Annotated in this window: 17 protein-coding genes; 13 read left to right on the forward strand and 4 right to left on the reverse strand. The window is 30.7% G+C overall.

Going from position 1 to position 16286, the window contains the following annotated elements; genetic code table 11:
- The first annotated feature begins 43 nt into the window (after window positions 1-43).
- The 4 genes from trxA to RSE15_RS00580 all read left to right on the forward strand — a co-directional run bounded on the left by trxA (window position 44) and on the right by RSE15_RS00580 (window position 1392).
- A complete protein-coding gene (gene trxA / locus RSE15_RS00570; protein WP_324069051.1) occupies window positions 44-346 on the forward strand; it encodes a thioredoxin in 303 nt (100 codons plus the stop codon).
- A 40-nt stretch (window positions 347-386) separates the two neighbouring features.
- Window positions 387-776 carry a rhodanese-like domain-containing protein gene (locus RSE15_RS00575; RefSeq protein WP_324069052.1) on the forward strand — a complete coding sequence of 130 codons (390 nt, stop codon included), beginning with the start codon at window positions 387-389 and terminating at the stop codon, window positions 774-776.
- Between the two features lie 98 nt (window positions 777-874).
- A complete protein-coding gene (locus tag RSE15_RS12855; RefSeq protein ID WP_416380762.1) occupies window positions 875-1015 on the forward strand; it encodes a YgaP family membrane protein in 141 nt (46 codons plus the stop codon).
- 44 nt (window positions 1016-1059) lie between these two features.
- Window positions 1060-1392: a tRNA-binding protein gene (locus RSE15_RS00580; RefSeq protein WP_324069053.1), complete on the forward strand. Its 333-nt coding sequence runs from the start codon at window positions 1060-1062 to the stop codon at window positions 1390-1392.
- A gap of 50 nt (window positions 1393-1442) precedes the next feature.
- Here RSE15_RS00580 and RSE15_RS00585 read toward each other — a convergent pair whose 3' ends face one another.
- Together RSE15_RS00585 and RSE15_RS00590 are read right to left on the reverse strand one after the other, a co-directional pair.
- Window positions 1443-1817 carry a PUR family DNA/RNA-binding protein gene (locus tag RSE15_RS00585; RefSeq protein ID WP_324070386.1) on the reverse strand — a complete coding sequence of 125 codons (375 nt, stop codon included), beginning with the start codon at window positions 1815-1817 and terminating at the stop codon, window positions 1443-1445.
- A 71-nt stretch (window positions 1818-1888) separates the two neighbouring features.
- Entirely contained in the window at window positions 1889-3637 is a 1749-nt protein-coding gene (locus tag RSE15_RS00590; RefSeq protein WP_324069054.1) for an ABC transporter ATP-binding protein, read from the reverse strand.
- A gap of 193 nt (window positions 3638-3830) precedes the next feature.
- On the opposite strand from RSE15_RS00590, the gene RSE15_RS00595 reads away from it, so the two are divergent.
- The 9 genes from RSE15_RS00595 to RSE15_RS00635 all read left to right on the forward strand — a co-directional run bounded on the left by RSE15_RS00595 (window position 3831) and on the right by RSE15_RS00635 (window position 15061).
- The gene (locus RSE15_RS00595; protein ID WP_324069055.1) at window positions 3831-4934 is read left to right on the forward strand and encodes a Glu/Leu/Phe/Val family dehydrogenase; all 1104 of its coding nucleotides are present in this window, start codon (window positions 3831-3833) and stop codon (window positions 4932-4934) included.
- 83 nt (window positions 4935-5017) lie between these two features.
- The gene (nusB, locus tag RSE15_RS00600; RefSeq protein ID WP_324069056.1) at window positions 5018-5959 is read left to right on the forward strand and encodes a transcription antitermination factor NusB; all 942 of its coding nucleotides are present in this window, start codon (window positions 5018-5020) and stop codon (window positions 5957-5959) included.
- Window positions 5960-5971: 12 nt separating this feature from the next.
- On the forward strand, window positions 5972-6430 hold the full coding sequence (locus RSE15_RS00605; protein WP_324069057.1) for a DUF1573 domain-containing protein: 459 nt from the start codon (window positions 5972-5974) through the stop codon (window positions 6428-6430).
- A 21-nt stretch (window positions 6431-6451) separates the two neighbouring features.
- Entirely contained in the window at window positions 6452-6721 is a 270-nt protein-coding gene (gene yajC / locus RSE15_RS00610) for a preprotein translocase subunit YajC (protein ID WP_324069058.1), read from the forward strand.
- 344 nt (window positions 6722-7065) lie between these two features.
- Window positions 7066-9126 (forward strand): S9 family peptidase, encoded by a 2061-nt coding sequence (locus RSE15_RS00615; protein WP_324069059.1) that lies wholly within the window; start codon window positions 7066-7068, stop codon window positions 9124-9126.
- A gap of 137 nt (window positions 9127-9263) precedes the next feature.
- The gene (locus tag RSE15_RS00620) at window positions 9264-10304 is read left to right on the forward strand and encodes a cysteate synthase (protein WP_324069060.1); all 1041 of its coding nucleotides are present in this window, start codon (window positions 9264-9266) and stop codon (window positions 10302-10304) included.
- Between the two features lie 701 nt (window positions 10305-11005).
- The gene (locus tag RSE15_RS00625) at window positions 11006-13333 is read left to right on the forward strand and encodes an ATP-dependent helicase (protein WP_324070388.1); all 2328 of its coding nucleotides are present in this window, start codon (window positions 11006-11008) and stop codon (window positions 13331-13333) included.
- Between the two features lie 79 nt (window positions 13334-13412).
- Complete coding sequence (locus RSE15_RS00630) at window positions 13413-14033, forward strand: L-threonylcarbamoyladenylate synthase (RefSeq protein ID WP_324069061.1); 621 nt, start codon at window positions 13413-13415, stop codon at window positions 14031-14033.
- 8 nt (window positions 14034-14041) lie between these two features.
- Window positions 14042-15061, forward strand: coding sequence for a carboxypeptidase-like regulatory domain-containing protein (locus RSE15_RS00635; protein ID WP_324069062.1), 1020 nt, complete (start codon window positions 14042-14044; stop codon window positions 15059-15061).
- Window positions 15062-15803: 742 nt separating this feature from the next.
- Here RSE15_RS00635 and RSE15_RS00640 read toward each other — a convergent pair.
- Both RSE15_RS00640 and RSE15_RS00645 read right to left on the reverse strand, forming a co-directional pair.
- Complete coding sequence (locus RSE15_RS00640; RefSeq protein WP_324069063.1) at window positions 15804-15956, reverse strand: hypothetical protein; 153 nt, start codon at window positions 15954-15956, stop codon at window positions 15804-15806.
- Window positions 15922-16182 (reverse strand): hypothetical protein, encoded by a 261-nt coding sequence (locus RSE15_RS00645; protein ID WP_324069064.1) that lies wholly within the window; start codon window positions 16180-16182, stop codon window positions 15922-15924. Before RSE15_RS00645 ends, RSE15_RS00640 begins: the two co-directional genes overlap by 35 nt.
- Between the last annotated feature and the right edge of the window lie 104 nt (window positions 16183-16286).

Genomic DNA, 16286 nt, shown 5'->3' on the forward strand with positions numbered 1-16286 from the left:
GCAAAAGGCTATGATGTACCTTTGAGAAGCTAAAATAGAAGTTATGAATGCAAAATTTAATGAAATAATTAACGGTAATGATTTGGTTTTAGTAGATTTTTATGCCGAATGGTGTGGGCCTTGTAAAATGATGTCGCCCATATTGCAAGAAGTTAAAGTAAATCTAAAAGATTCAGTTAAAATTATAAAAGTAAATGTTGACCAACATCAAGATTTGGCGAATCATTTTATGGTGCGTGGAGTACCAACTTTTATGCTGTTTAAAACAGGGAAAATGCTTTGGCGTCAATCAGGTTTGTTGAGCACAAAAGATTTAATACAAATTATTAGTTCTCATTTGAATTAATTTTTTTTTGTATATTTAATTCAAATTAAAAATTAGATTTATGAAGATAAAAGTAATGAGTTTATTGTTCCTGTTTTTAGGATTGACTTCTTGTTTAAAGAATCATACCGATGGGATTCAAGTATTAGATGTGGCTAAGTATGAGAAAAAAATTACTGAGCCAAATATTCAGTTAATTGATGTTCGTACACCCGAAGAATTTAACGAGGGACATATAGCCAACGCTGTCAATATTAATTTTTTGGCGGATGATTTTGAAGCTAATGTTGCTAATTTAGATAAAGAAAAACCTGTTATGGTTTATTGCAAATCGGGTGGAAGAAGTGCTAAAGCTTCTGCAAGATTGAAAGAATTAGGATTTAAAAATATTACAGATTTAGAAGGCGGAATTTCTAATTGGAATAGCGCTGATAAACCAACGGTAAAATAAACTTAATACGCTTAGATTATGAAAAAAAATATAGGAACAGGTAATCGCTTTTTGCGAGTTATGCTCGGTGTGATTGCGCTAATTTTGGACTTTCAGGCATGTTAGAAGGTATATTTAAATGGGTTGCCTTAGGTGTTGGTGCTGTTGTGATTTTTATCTCTTCAGTGCAGTTTTGTCCACTTTATACTTTGTTAGGAGTTAATACTTGTAAAGTAAAGCCCAAATTACACATCAACTAAAGTATGATTTACGATTGTAAATTGTACTTTTTTATTTTATAAATATGATAACTTGGCACGATTTTGAAAAGGTTGAGATGCGAGTAGGAACTATCTTAGAAGTACAAGATTTTCCTAAAGCAAATAAACCAGCCTATCAATTAACGATTGATTTTGGTTCGGAATTAGGAATTAAAAAAACATCTGCCCAAATTACAAAGCGTTACACTAAAGAAGCATTACTTGGCAAACAGATTATTGCAGTTGTCAATTTTCCAAAAAAGCAAATTGCTGATTTTATGAGCGAATGTTTAGTTTTGGGTTCAGTAGGCGAGGAGAATGATATTGTATTGCTGACTTCAGATATTCCTGTAGCAAATGGTTTGCGCATTGGATAAAAAAAATCCCAAATTCAGTTGAGTTTGGGATTTATTATGTAATCTATAATTTAAATATCGTCGAAGTCAATATTGGTAAAGCTTTCAGATGTTTTTACATCATCGCTTTCGTCACCATAGGTTTCTCTTTTAAAATCTTTTTGATGTCTTTCTGAAATCACTTCTTCTCCTTTTTGATCTAAAACAAAATCGGTCATTTCGTCTAAAATTTCTCTAAAAGCAGCAAAATCTTCTTTGTACAAATAAATTTTGTGTTTTTTAAAATGAAAAGAACCATCTTCTTCTGTGAATTTTTTACTTTCAGTAATGGTAATGTAGTAATCATCTGCTTTTGTAGCTCTTACATCAAAGAAATACGTTCTTCTTCCTGCACGCAATACTTTAGAAAAAATTTCTTCTTTTTCTAACATGTCATTTTCTCTCATAATTCTTTCTTTCAAATTAATTAGTTTATAGCGTCTCAAAAATCTAAAAAAAAAATGGATTAAACAAAAATTTAATCAATTTCTTTTTCCGAAAGTTGTTTTAAGTACAACTCTTTGTAGTAACCATTAAGTTCTACTAGTTGAGAATGAGTGCCTTGTTCCACAATTTTACCTTCATCTAAGATAATGATAGAATCTGCATTTTTAGCTGAAGAAATTCGATGACTAACAATAATGGTAGTTTTATCTTTACAATACGTAAGTAAATTGTTTAAAATTGTTTCTTCTGTTTCAGTATCCACAGCACTAAGGCAATCGTCTAAAAGTAAAACAGGAGCGTTTTTAATTAAAGCTCTAGCAATAGAAACGCGTTGTTTTTGTCCGCCAGATAAAGTAATTCCACGTTCTCCTAAAACGGTTTCATATTGATGATTGAACGTCATAATATTATCATGAACTACCCCTTTTTTAGCCGCTTCAATTACTTCTTCATCGGTAGCCATTTCATTACCAAACTTGATGTTGTTTTTAATGCTATCTGAGAATAAAAAAGCATCTTGTGGTACTACACTAATTTGATTGCGCAAATCAAATAAATTTAAATCTTTGATATCTTTGTTGTCGATGTAAACTGTACCAGAATTGGTATCATACAAACGACTTATAAGGGTTAAAAGAGTTGATTTTCCTGAACCTGTTTTTCCTAAGATTGCTAAAGTTTTTCCTTTCTTTACTTCAAAAGAAATGTTGTCTAAAGCTTTAATGTTGGTGTCATCGTATTCAAATGAAACTTGGTCAAATTTAATAGTTCCTTCAATTGAAGTATGGTTCTGGTTTGTGTTTTTAATTTCTGGTTCTTCTTTTAAAAATTCATTAATACGTTTTTGTGAAGCCTCTGCTTCTTGCACTAACGAAGATACCCATCCTAATGATGCCACTGGCCAAGTAAGCATATTGATATACAATACAAACTGAGCAATAACACCAAAATCTGGAATGGTTCCATTGATATACATGTTTCCACCCACATAAATTACAATTAAATTACTAAGACCAATTAGTAATATTAAAAGTGGTCCAAATAAAGCGTTCGTTTTTGCAAGATCCATCGCTTTCTCTCGGCTATCGTTTGTTAAGGCATTGAATTCATTTTGTTTTTTAACTTCAATGGCATACGCTTTTATGACTCTAATTCCCGAAAATATTTCTTGTGTAAAAGAGGATAATGTTGAAAGATTTTGTTGGAATAAACCACTTTTTTTGTGGATTTGAGAGCTAATTTTAAATATACCGTATGACAATAACGGTAAGGGAAGTAAAGAATAAAATGTTAATTCAGGAGAAATTAACACCATTTGAATGATGACTACAATAAATATGATGAGCGTATTGATGGAATACATTACAGAAGGTCCTACATACATTCTTACTTTACTAACATCTTCACTAATTCGGTTCATTAAATCACCGGTTCTATTTTGTTTGTAAAATCTTTGAGTAAGTGTCTGATAATGTTGGTAGATATCATTTTTTAAATCAAACTCAATATGTCTCGACATAACAATTAGTGTTTGTCGCATTAAAAAGGTTAAAAATCCTCCAATTAAAGCAACAATTAAAGTATAGATAAAGTTGTTAAATAATATAGAATACGCTTCATCTTTTGGAATTGCTGTATTTTCAATTGCTCTAATAGAATCACCAAAAAACTTTGGAACATAAAGTTTAAATATTTGAGCAACAATCGTTATAATAATTCCTAAAAGGAAACGATATTTATATTTGACAAAGTATTTGTTTAAATATTGCAGTTCTTTCATAATATTTTTATGTGAGATAATTATTCATCATTAAATTGATTAAAATGGTTCTCAATTGATAATGAATGATTATCTTTTTTTATGGCATTTTATTGCTAAATTATTAAAATAAATATAATTTTTTGAATCAATTTAAAATTATTCGTAATATTGTAATTGAATAGTGAATAATTTTCAAACCAACTAATATCACATGACAACAGAATTATTAAAAGCCAATGAGCTTCATAAAGTAGACCCAGTATTTGGTCAGGTTTCTTTTGATGGTCATGAACAAGTTGTATTTTGTAACGACAAAGATACAGGATTAAAAGCAATTATTGGAATTCATAACACAGTTTTAGGACCTGCATTAGGTGGTACTAGAATGTGGAATTATACAAACGAATGGGAAGCATTAAATGATGTTTTGCGTTTGTCAAGAGGAATGACCTATAAAAATTCGATTTCAGGATTAAATTTAGGTGGTGGTAAAGCTGTAATTATTGGCGATGCTAAAACACAGAAAACACCTGAGTTAATGCGTCGTTTTGGTCAGTTTGTGGATTCTTTATCAGGAAAATATATTACTGCTGAAGATGTAGGAATGGAAACCAAAGACATGGATACTGTAAATGAAGTTACAAAATATGTTGCTGGAATTTCAGTAGATAGAGGAGGTTCTGGAAATCCTTCACCTGTAACTGCTTACGGAGTTTACATGGGAATGAAAGCGGCCGCTAAATATAAATACGGTTCAGATTCTTTAGAGGGTAAAAAAGTATTGGTACAAGGAATTGGACACGTTGGAGAAGTATTGGTACAACACTTAACAGAAAATGGTGCCCTTGTAACTATAACAGATATCAATGAAGAAAGAGTAAATCAAGTGGCAACAAAATACGGAGCTGCTATTTATTCAGGTGATGATTTATATAGTGCAGCAGTAGATATTTATGCACCTTGTGCTTTAGGAGCAACAATTAATGATGCTACTATTAACAATATTAAAGCGTCTATTATTGCTGGAGCGGCTAATAACCAATTGGCAAATGAAGCAATTCACGGAAAAATTTTAAAAGAAAAAGGCATTTTATATGCGCCAGATTTCTTAATTAATGCAGGTGGTGTAATCAATGTGTATTCTGAATTAGTAAAATGGACGAATGCTCAGGTGATGGAAAAAACAGAAAACATCTATAATACTGCATTAGAGATTTTCAAATTTGCAGATGATAACAACATTACTACGCATCAAGCAGCCTTTTCAATGGCACAAAAACGTATTGATGATGCAAAAAATGAATTAAAGAAGTAATTCATTTTAAATAAAATTGTATTTTTGCAGAGCGAAAGGAGTTATTCTTTCGCTCTCTTAATTTTATAAAGTTCTTAATTAGTATGTTAAACAGAAGACATATCCGAGTAAAAGTGATGCAAAGTATTTATGCCATGCATCAACATCAATCAGATAATTTGGATAAAGAAGAAAAATTTCTTTTTCAAAGTATTGAAAATACCCAAAATTTGTATCTATTATTGCTTTCAGTACTTGTTGAAATCAAAAAGAAAGAATCAGAATACATTGATTTGGCTTCAAAAAAGCATTTAGCAACTAAAGAAGAACGCAATCCAAATTTAAATTTTATAAACAATAAAATTCTTGTTTTATTAACAGAATCGGAAGCGCTTGAAACTGCTTTAGAAGATAATAAAATTAATAACTGGAAATTAAACGACGATATTATTTTGGCTTTAATCGAGGCTGTAAAGGAAAGTGATTTGTATAAAAATCACATGAGTAAGTCAACCACTAGTTTTGAAGAAGACAAACATTTTTTAATTGATTTATATACTGAAGTTATTGCTCCAAGTGATAGATTGTATGACTATTTAGAAGATTATAAATTAACTTGGGTAGATGATTTACCTGGAATTAACACTTTAATTGTGAAACAAATTAAGCAATTAAAATCGGATAAAGATACTCTAGTAATTCCTAAAGTGTACAAAGATGGAGATGATAAAGAATTCGTAAAAAAATTGTTTACAAGAACTGTTTTAAATGAGGTAGAATTATCTAAAGAATATATTGATAAAACGCCAAATTGGGATGTAGAACGTATTGCGGAAATTGATACTATTATTTTAAAAATGGCTATTTGTGAATTATTAAAATTCCCTTCCATTCCAACCAAAGTAACAATTAACGAATATTTAGAAATTGCAAAAGAATATTCTACACCAAAAAGTAGTATTTTTATCAACGGAATTTTAGACAACTTGGTGAAAGAATTTGACCGAGATGGAAAATTAAATAAAGCGGGTAGAGGTTTATTATAAAAATTTTAAAATATGAAAAGAAAATCAGTAGGGTTATTCACCCTTTCGTTATTGATGTTAACAGTAGCTTGTAAAAAAGAAAGTGTTGCAGACAAAATTACTGATGCTGATATGAAAGCTATTCAAACTGAAAATGCTATAGCTGGAAAATTAGCAAAAGTGAAATTTGATAAAGAAGTTCACGATTTTGGAACCATTGCAGAAGGTGCTATTGTAGAAACTGAATTTATGGTTACAAATATTGGCGATTCAGATTTAATAATTCATGAAGCTAAAGGGAGTTGCGGTTGTACTGTGCCACAACCTCCAAAAGAGCCAATTAAACCAGGAGATTCTGCGCCTATAAAAGTATCGTTTGATTCTAAAGGTAAACCAGGAGAACAAGAAAAATCGGTTACTTTAAAAACCAATACAGTTAACGGACACGAAATGTTCAAAATTAAAGCAAATGTAACACCAGCTGCCAAGTAGTAGCTAAATAATAATCAAATTATGAATCCAAGTTTAGCAATACAAATTGTATTAATGATTGCTGTGTTTTATTTTTTATTAATAAGACCACAACAACAAAGAGCCAAAAAAGAAAAAGCATTTGAATCAGGATTAAAAGTAGGAGATAAAATCATTACTAAATCTGGAATTCACGGAAAAATTGCTGAAATGAATGAAGATACTATCGTAGTAGAAACTATGGCAGGAAAAATTAAAATGGAAAAATCAGCGATTTCATCTGAATTAAGTGCAAAATTAGCTGCCAAATAATATTTTTAAATCTATAAAAAAGGGCGAATTTCGGTATAGAAATTCGCCCTTTTTACATATTTTACCAAGACGACTTCATAAATCATTATATTAAATTCTTTATTAATTTACTATTTAATATAAAATACTACTTTTAAAGGGTGTATGAATTAATTTTATATTTATCATCGATTTTTTTATCTATAGCTTAAAAAAAGTTTTTCGATTATGATTATTTTAATTTCATTAAAAAATAGTAAATTAGCGGTTAATAATTATTGTAAAACTTCATGAAAAAATTAACTTATTTCCTTTTGGGGTGTGTTATTTTTGCTCCAATTCACAGTCAAAATAAAACAAATAAAATGTCTGATAAATTACAGCCACCGGTTGCTAAAATTATTCCTAAAACTTTAGAAAAGCATGGTGATAAGCGAATTGATAACTATTATTGGTTAAACGAAAGAGAAAATCCGGAAGTTATTGATTACTTAAATAAAGAAAACGAATATTACAAAAAATCTACTGCTCACACAAAACCGTTGCAAGATGATTTGTTTACGGAAATGAAAAGCAGAATTAAAGAAGACGATAGTTCGGTGCCTTATTTCTACAATGGCTATTACTATATTACCCGTTATGAAACAGGAAAAGATTATCCTATTTATTCGCGTAAAAAAGGAACTTTAGAAGCTCAGGAAGAAATTTTATTCGATTGTAATGAAATGGCTAAAGGGCATTCGTATTTTAGTTTAGGTGGATTAAATATTAGTGAAGATAACAAATGGGCCGCTTTTGGAGTGGATTTGGTTTCAAGAAGACAATATACGATTCAAATTAAAAATTTAGAAACAGGCGAAATTCTTCCTGTAAAATTAGAAAACACTACTGGAGGTTCTACTTGGGCAGGCGATAACAAAACCTTATTTTACACACGTAATGATCTTCAAACTTTACGCTCAGATAAAATTTATAAACATACTTTAGGTACAGAAGCTACTGCAGATGTTGTTGTTTTTCATGAAAAAGACGATACATTTGGTACATTTGTTTACAAAGAAAAATCAAAGAAATATTTGGTAATTGGCTCATCAAGTACTTTAACTTCTGAATATCAAATCTTAGAAGCTAAAAACCCAAATGGTGCTTTTAGAATTTTTCAAAAACGTACACGTGGATTAGAATATTCGATTTCACATTTTGGAGATAGCTTTTATATTGTTACTAATAAAGACAAAGCAACCAACTTCAAATTAATGAAAACACCAGAAACAACCACTTCTGCTGAAAACTGGAAAGATTTAATCGGACACAGAAAAGATGTTTTATTAGAAGGTATCGAAATTTTCAAAGATTATTTAGTAGTGGAAGAACGTTCAAATGGATTGAACAGAATTCAAATTCGTCCTTGGAACGGAAAAGGGGAGTACTATTTGCCATTTTCAAGCGAAACTTATACAGCTTATACCACTACAAATGTTGATTTTGATACAGAAATCCTTCGTTATGGTTACCAATCTTTAGCAACTCCATCTTCTATTATTGATTTCAATATGAGAACTCAGGAGAAAAAAGTGTTGAAAGAACAACAAGTTTTAGGTGGTAAATTTGATAAGAACAATTACATCGAAGAAAGAGTTTGGGCTACCGCAACTGATGGAACGAAAGTGCCAATTTCGATTGTGTATAGAAAAGGAATTCAAAAAGATGGTAACAATCCATTGTTGTTATATGCTTATGGTTCGTATGGTGCTACCATGGATCCTTATTTTTCATCAACTCGTTTGAGTTTATTAGATAGAGGTTTTATCTATGCTATTGCACACATTAGAGGAGGCGAAGATTTAGGAAGAGAATGGTATGAAAACGGAAAATTGTTGAAAAAGAAAAACACGTTTACCGATTTCATTGACTGTTCAAAATTTGTGATTGCACAAAAATACACTTCGGCAGCACATTTATATGCTGAAGGTGGATCGGCAGGTGGTTTATTGATGGGAGCAATTGTGAATATGGCGCCAGAATTATACAATGGGGTTATAGCTCAAGTTCCTTTCGTAGATGTTATTACAACTATGTTAGACGATACCATTCCTTTGACAACTGGAGAGTATGATGAGTGGGGAAATCCGAATGAAAAAAAATATTATGATTACATGCTTTCGTATTCACCATACGATCAAGTTAAGGCTCAAGCTTATCCAAATATGTACGTTTCAACAGGACTTCACGATTCACAAGTGCAATATTTTGAACCTGCAAAATGGGTAGCAAAATTAAGAGTAATGAAAACAAATGATAAACAATTGTTTTTAGATACGAATATGGATGCTGGCCATGGAGGTGCATCGGGTAGATTTGAAGCTTTAAAAGAATTAGCTAAAGAATTTGCATTTTTATTAGATTTAGAAAAAATTAAGAAGTAGTTAAACTTTTTTTTGTTAAATTTGCAAGGTTTTATTAGTGTCATTTGGACTAATTTAGAACATAAAATATAGTATAAAATACGGTAATGCTAGTAAAGCATAGTATTTTGGAAACATTAAAAAAACAATATCTTCATATGAAAGAAGAAATAAAAGCCTATAATAGTGTATTAGAATTAATTGGAAATACACCATTAATCAAACTGAGTAAAGTTTCAGCTGATATAACAGGTAATTTCTATGCAAAAGTTGAAGCCTTTAATCCAGGACATTCTACAAAAGATCGTATCGCATTATATATTATTGAAGAAGCAGAAAAGAGAGGAATTTTAAAGCCTGGTGATACAATTGTTGAAACTACTTCAGGAAACACTGGTTTTAGTTTGGCAATGGTAAGTATAATTAAAGGATATGATTGTATTTTAGCTGTTAGTTCAAAATCATCTAAGGATAAGATAGATATGTTGCGTTCTATGGGAGCAAAAGTTTATGTTTGTCCCGCTCATGTTTCTGCAGATGACGAACGTTCTTACTACAATGTTGCTAAAAGATTACACGAAGAAACTAAAGGTTCGGTTTATATTAACCAATATTTCAACGATTTGAATGTGGATGCTCATTACAAATCTACAGGACCAGAAATTTGGGAACAAACTCGTGGACAAATTACGCATTTAGTAGCTTGTAGCGGAACAGGAGGAACTATTTCAGGCACTGCTAGATACTTAAAAGAGAAAAATCCAAACATTAAAATTTTAGGAGTTGATGCTTTTGGTTCGGTTTTGAAAAAATATCACGAAACGAAAGAGTTTGATAACGCTGAAATTTATCCATACCGTATTGAAGGTTTAGGTAAAAATTTAATTCCAACAGCTACTGATTTTGATATCATTGATAAATTTATCAAAGTATCCGATGAAGAAAGTGCTCATACCACTAGAGAATTAGCTAAAAAAGAAGGTTTGTTTGTAGGATATACTTCTGGAGCTGCTTTTCAAGCGGTGAAACAATACGCTGAAGAAGGCGAGTTTGATGAAAACAGTAATGTGGTTATCATTTTCCCAGATCATGGTTCAAGATACATGAGTAAAGTATTTAGCGATGATTGGATGAACGAACAAGGGTTCTTTGATTCGGTTAACCAAGAAGAAGCATTAAAAATTGAAATTATTAAGTAATTTCCTTTTATAACATATAGAGAAGAATCCCAGTCTAATGATTGGGATTTTTTTGTATTAGCACATTAAAAACAAACTTAACGAGATTAAGGAATTTAGTATTTCGCAATAAAGACGAATCACTATGTAATTATGCAAAGCACAATTGTAAATACTATAAAAGCATTTTTTGAATTAAAAAAGAGTAAATGATCGCGCCATATTCCTTTTATAGCTTCATTTTGTGTAGGAATTCCACTCTTTTACGGTAGGTACTTTGATGCATTGGCCATGGGTTTAAAAGCTAGTTTAAGAGGATTGGTTATTTTGTATTATCAACCTAATGCTTCCTTTGGAAAGCGTATAGTTACAATGTTAGTAAGTTCAATAGGATTTGTACTTTCATTATGTGTTGGCCTTGGCTTTACTTTTAATCCTTAAGTGTCAGCGGTGGTCCTTGGTTTTTTTGCAATGGGAATTCACTTAACCACTACATATGTATATGTCAAATATCCCACTAATTATTTGTCTTTTTTGTTACTTATGTTTTAGTCATATAAAGTAATTTAGAGTTGGCTGAGTAAATTATTTATTTATATAAACTTATTTTATTTTCAATTTATTCTAGTTGTTTTAATAAGAGTTAATAACTTCTTTTGTATTAACCCTTTTCATAATGTATTTTTGTAAATTAGTTAAAAGTTATTTATCCTATGAAAGAAATGCACCGTTATATCAGCCAATTAAATGAAGCACAGCAAGCACCTGTTTTGCAGAAAGATGGCCCCATGATTGTTATTGCGGGCGCAGGTTCTGGTAAAACTCGGGTGTTAACGGTTCGTATAGCTAATTTAATGAGTCAAGGAGTTGATGCATTTAATATTTTAGCCTTAACTTTTACTAACAAAGCTGCGCGTGAAATGAAAAAGCGTATTGCAGATATTGTAGGCACTAACGAAGCTAAGAATCTTTGGATGGGAACTTTTCATTCCGTTTTCGCTAAAATTTTACGTAGTGAAGCTGATAAATTAGGTTATCCCTCTAATTTTACTATTTACGATTCGCAAGATTCTTTGCGTTGTTTGGGAGGTATTATCAAAGAAATGCAATTAGACAAAGAAATATACAAACCAAAACAAATTTTAGGCAGAATTTCATCGTATAAAAACTCTTTAATTACAGTAAAAGCTTATTTCAATAATCCAGAACTACAAGAAGCCGATGCGATGAGTAAAAAACCACGTATGGGTGAAATTTACCAGCAATATGTGGAGCGTTGTTTTAAATCGGGTGCAATGGATTTTGATGATTTGTTGTTGAAAACCAATGAATTATTAAATCTTTATCCAGATGTACTAGCGAAATATCAAGATCGTTTTCGATACATTTTAGTAGATGAGTACCAAGATACAAATCACTCGCAGTATTTAATTGTTCGTGCATTGTCGGATAGATTTCAAAATATTTGCGTGGTGGGAGACGATGCGCAAAGTATTTATGCATTTCGTGGTGCGAATATCAATAATATTTTAAATTTCCAGAAAGATTACGAAAATGTACAATTGTATCGTTTGGAACAAAATTATCGTTCTTCTAAAAACATTGTAGAAGCAGCAAATAACGTAATCGACAAGAATAAAACCAAGTTAGATAAAATTGTTTGGACGTCTAACGATGATGGGCCAAAAATTAAAGTCCACCGCAGTTTAACCGATGGAGAAGAAGGTCGTTTTGTAGCGGCAACTATTTTTGAACAAAAGATGCAAAACCAAATGTTGAACGGGCAATTTGCTATTTTGTATCGAACGAATGCGCAATCGCGTGCTATGGAAGATGCCTTGCGTAAACGCGACATTCCGTACCGAATTTATGGAGGCTTGTCGTTTTATCAACGTAAGGAAATCAAAGATGTTCTAGCGTATTTGCGTTTGGTGATTAATCCGAAAGATGAAGAAGCCTTAGTGCGTGTGATTAATTATCCGGCAAGAGGAATTGGTGACACAACGGTTGAGAAATTAACGGTTGCGGCCAATCATTACAAGCGTTCTATTTTTGAAGTAATGGAACACATTGATAAAATTGATTTGAAACTGAATTCGGGAACAAAAGCCAAATTGAATGATTTTGTCACGATGATTAAAAGTTTTCAAGTCATTAACGAAAATCAAGATGCTTTTTTCTTAACCGATCATGTAACGAAGAAAACGGGATTGGTTCAAGAGCTTAAGAAAGACGGAACGCCTGAAGGAATCGCCAAAATTGAAAATATCGAAGAATTATTGAACGGTATTAAAGATTTTACTGAAGGACAAATTGAAATCGACGGTGCTAGAGGTGCGTTATCCGAATTTATGGAAGACGTAGCTTTAGCCACTGATTTAGATAAAGATACTGGAGATGATGATAGGGTAGCACTGATGACGATTCACTTAGCCAAAGGATTAGAATTTCCCCATGTGTTTATTGTAGGCTTAGAAGAAGATTTATTTCCAAGTGCGATGAGTTTGAACACACGAAGTGAATTAGAAGAAGAGCGACGTTTATTCTACGTAGCCTTAACTCGTGCCGAACATCAAGCGTATTTAACGTATGCACAATCGCGTTACCGTTGGGGGAAATTGGTAGATAGTGAACCTTCACGTTTTATTGAAGAAATCAATGATGAATACTTAGAATATTTGAATCCAGTAGATTCAGGTTATCGTTATAAACCGGTTATGGATATTGATGTTTTTGGTGATATTGATAAATCGAAGTTACGTTTAGCAAAACCAACCGCAGGAACACCACCAAAATATTTAACGCGAGATGAACCTATTTCTTCAGCCAATATTAGAAGATTAAAACCGGTTTCGAGCAATTCAGGAAGTTCTAATGTCGTAGATGCGAATTTAAACGTTGGAAATATCGTAATGCACGAACGATTTGGAAAAGGACAAATTGTAAACATTGAAGGAATTGGAGCCGATAAAAAAGCAGAAATTCGTTTTGATGTGGGTGGATTGAAAAAATTGTTATTGAGATTTGCTAAGTTAGAGGTGATTGGGTAGGAAAGTTTTAAGTTTAAGGTTTCAAGTTCTTTTTGTTAACTTGAAACGTGAAACAAAATAATTTTAAACAAAAATTAAGATGTCAGAAATTATAAAAATATACGAAGACAAACCCAGCGAAGCGGCTATTAAAAAAGTTGTTGCCGTTTTGAAAGATGGGGGTTTAGTGATTTATCCAACCGATACGGTTTATGGTTTAGGCTGCGATATTACTAATTCTCGTGCACTTGAAAAATTGGCTAAAATCAAAGGAATTAAGTTAGAAAAAGCAAATTTTTCTTTCGTTTGTTCGAGTTTAAGTAATCTTTCTGATTATGTGAAACAAATTGATACATCGACTTTTAAAATTTTAAAACGCGCTTTGCCTGGACCGTACACATTCATTTTACCAGGAAATAACGATTTACCAAAAGAATTCAGAAAGAAAAAAACGGTCGGTATTCGTGTACCAGCTAATATTATTGCTTTGCAGATTGTAGAAATGCTTGGAAATCCTATCGTTTCTACATCTATTCATGATGAAGATGAGGTAATTGAATATTCAACCGATCCCGAATTAATTTTCGAAAAATGGAATAACAAAGTGGATTTGGTTATCGATGGTGGTTACGGAGACAATGTAGCTTCAACAATTATCGATTTAACAGGTTACGAACCCGAAGTCATTCGTGAAGGAAAAGGAAGTTTGGATGTTTTATAAATGTTTATATGAAAATTTTTCTTCAAGTATTATTACTTTTCCCCTTATTCTTATTTTCACAATCCAAAATAGATGGTTTTGTTAAAGATGAAAAAGGAGAACCTATTTTTGGTGTTTCAGTTTATGTTGATGGCTCTACTATAGGAACAATTACAGATGAAAACGGATATTTTTCTTTATTAATTTCATCAGAAAGTAATTCAATTTTAGTCTTTAGAAACATTGGTTTTAAATCAGAGTTCTATCAGATCAATAAAATTACTTCTTCTTTTAATGTTATATTAAAAGAAGAAGTAAAAGAATTGAAAGAGGTTGTTGTAGGACAAAACTTTTTTTCAAGAAAGCAAATGCTAAAATTATTTAGAGAACAATTTTTAGGAATTAATGTTGCTGGAAAAAATTGTATAATAGAAAATGAAGATGAGATTTATTTTGATTATGATAGAAAAACGTTGACTTTAATTGCTTATTCTGACCAACCATTAATCATTATTAATAACTATTTAGGTTATAAAATTGAATACCAATTGATTGATTTTCAATGTAATTTTGGAAAGTTTAGTATGAATTCTGAATTCGTTACACAGTTTCAGTATGCGGGTAATTCATTGTTTACAGAGATTGATTCTTCGAGCAAAATAAATAAAAGAAGACAAAAATCATACAACGGTTCTACTTTACATTTTTTTAGAAATCTAATATCTAATAATTGGAATAAAAAAGAATTTACTCTTTACGAAGGTAGTTTTATTACCAATCCTCAATTACATTTTAAGCAAACCCAAATAGAAAATGGGATGTATAAAATAGAAGTAGTTCCTAAAAAAAGCATTGGAATAAAAACAAAATTTGTTAATCAATTTAATATGTTGTTTGATAACAATGAACAATCTAAAATTCAGTTTTATACCTCAGAATTTTATGTAGATTCATATGGAGTATTTACTAATTATGAAAGCATTATATTTTCTGGTGCTATCGTTTCAAAACGAATAGGCGATTTACTTCCTACCAATTTTTTAAAATAAAAAACCGTTTCAAAATATAACTATTGAAACGACTTCTTTTAATTTATATTTACTTCTATTTGTTTTTTTAAAGTAATTTTGTCAAAAATAATTTTTGATTTTTCAATTTTATATATTCATTTATTATGAATTATAGTTTAAATATTATTGAAGCTGAAATCAATTTGTTGCGATATTAAAAGTATTATTTGAAAAATACTCAAATTTTATCGAAATGAATTAGGTATGAAGTTAAATTTGGATGAGAGGAATTGTGTAAATAATTATTTAAGCAATGGCAAACAAAAAAATAGTTGAAATAGAAAATGTTTCAGTTTAAGAGTTAGTCGGAACTATAATCAATATAGCACCAATTAACTTTGTTTACCAACGAAGTCTTAGAAATAGCCTACTCAATTTTTAAAAAAATCACTCCAAAATAGCTTAAAGCATTATTTTTTTAAAAATTCCGACCAATCTGACTTCGGACATGTTGTTAAATACACGAAAGCGAAGCATGTATCTGTTGCGTGGTTAGATTTAAGGATTTGAACTTTATTATTTATGAAGCATAAGCAAGTTAAGCATGCCTTTTTTATTCAGGAAATTGATAATTATTACTGAGTGGGCTGGAAAATAAGGCGTATTGGTTAGTTTTTGAGTAGCAATGTAGACTAAATAGTAGAAATAAAAAAGCTTAACTTATTTATTTTCAATTAGTTAAGCTTTTAAAAAGTGACCTCGACTGTAATCAGACATTCCTTTATTTTATTATTTTCCCTGAGTTATTGGGTAGTTTGTGAGTAGTAGCAATTTTTTTTAATCTTTTAAAAAGTGCACTGTCTTCTTCTGAAATACTTATTTCAAGTACTAATTCATTTTCATTTTCCAATTTTTTTTTGTTGGATGATTTCATATATTTTATTTTTAATTTTTGGATTGTCCATATACTTCAAAAGCATATATTCAAACGCATCATTTTTTGTAATGTACATTTCAGGTGATTCGTTTATTAAATGAACATGTTCATCTAATAATTCTTCTGGTCCTTCTCCATATAATAACCAATGAACATTCAATTTTGGTAATATCTCATGTATTCTATTCAATACATTAATTCCTAAACCTCTTTTTTCTGCCATTATCATTATCATACTATTATACTCAAGAGAATATATTTCACAAAAACTCTTTTTTGTAAAACCTTGTTTTTCAACATAATAAGTCAGCCTTTTTCCTTGTCCCA

The organism is Flavobacterium sp., from assembly GCF_035195345.1.
In the GTDB taxonomy this organism is placed as follows: domain Bacteria; phylum Bacteroidota; class Bacteroidia; order Flavobacteriales; family Flavobacteriaceae; genus Flavobacterium.

Coding starts and splice junctions, on each gene's coding strand:
- RSE15_RS00590 (WP_324069054.1), bottom strand. CDS start 3,637: ATGAAAGAACTGCAATATTTAAACAAATACTTTGTCAAATATAAATAT.
- RSE15_RS12855 (WP_416380762.1), top strand. CDS start 875: ATGTTAGAAGGTATATTTAAATGGGTTGCCTTAGGTGTTGGTGCTGTT.
- RSE15_RS00605 (WP_324069057.1), top strand. CDS start 5,972: ATGAAAAGAAAATCAGTAGGGTTATTCACCCTTTCGTTATTGATGTTA.
- RSE15_RS00640 (WP_324069063.1), bottom strand. CDS start 15,956: ATGAAATCATCCAACAAAAAAAAATTGGAAAATGAAAATGAATTAGTA.
- RSE15_RS00635 (WP_324069062.1), top strand. CDS start 14,042: ATGAAAATTTTTCTTCAAGTATTATTACTTTTCCCCTTATTCTTATTT.
- trxA (WP_324069051.1), top strand. CDS start 44: ATGAATGCAAAATTTAATGAAATAATTAACGGTAATGATTTGGTTTTA.
- RSE15_RS00595 (WP_324069055.1), top strand. CDS start 3,831: ATGACAACAGAATTATTAAAAGCCAATGAGCTTCATAAAGTAGACCCA.
- yajC (WP_324069058.1), top strand. CDS start 6,452: ATGAATCCAAGTTTAGCAATACAAATTGTATTAATGATTGCTGTGTTT.
- nusB (WP_324069056.1), top strand. CDS start 5,018: ATGTTAAACAGAAGACATATCCGAGTAAAAGTGATGCAAAGTATTTAT.
- RSE15_RS00615 (WP_324069059.1), top strand. CDS start 7,066: ATGTCTGATAAATTACAGCCACCGGTTGCTAAAATTATTCCTAAAACT.
- RSE15_RS00630 (WP_324069061.1), top strand. CDS start 13,413: ATGTCAGAAATTATAAAAATATACGAAGACAAACCCAGCGAAGCGGCT.
- RSE15_RS00580 (WP_324069053.1), top strand. CDS start 1,060: ATGATAACTTGGCACGATTTTGAAAAGGTTGAGATGCGAGTAGGAACT.
- RSE15_RS00575 (WP_324069052.1), top strand. CDS start 387: ATGAAGATAAAAGTAATGAGTTTATTGTTCCTGTTTTTAGGATTGACT.
- RSE15_RS00645 (WP_324069064.1), bottom strand. CDS start 16,182: ATGGCAGAAAAAAGAGGTTTAGGAATTAATGTATTGAATAGAATACAT.
- RSE15_RS00585 (WP_324070386.1), bottom strand. CDS start 1,817: ATGAGAGAAAATGACATGTTAGAAAAAGAAGAAATTTTTTCTAAAGTA.
- RSE15_RS00620 (WP_324069060.1), top strand. CDS start 9,264: ATGAAAGAAGAAATAAAAGCCTATAATAGTGTATTAGAATTAATTGGA.
- RSE15_RS00625 (WP_324070388.1), top strand. CDS start 11,006: ATGCACCGTTATATCAGCCAATTAAATGAAGCACAGCAAGCACCTGTT.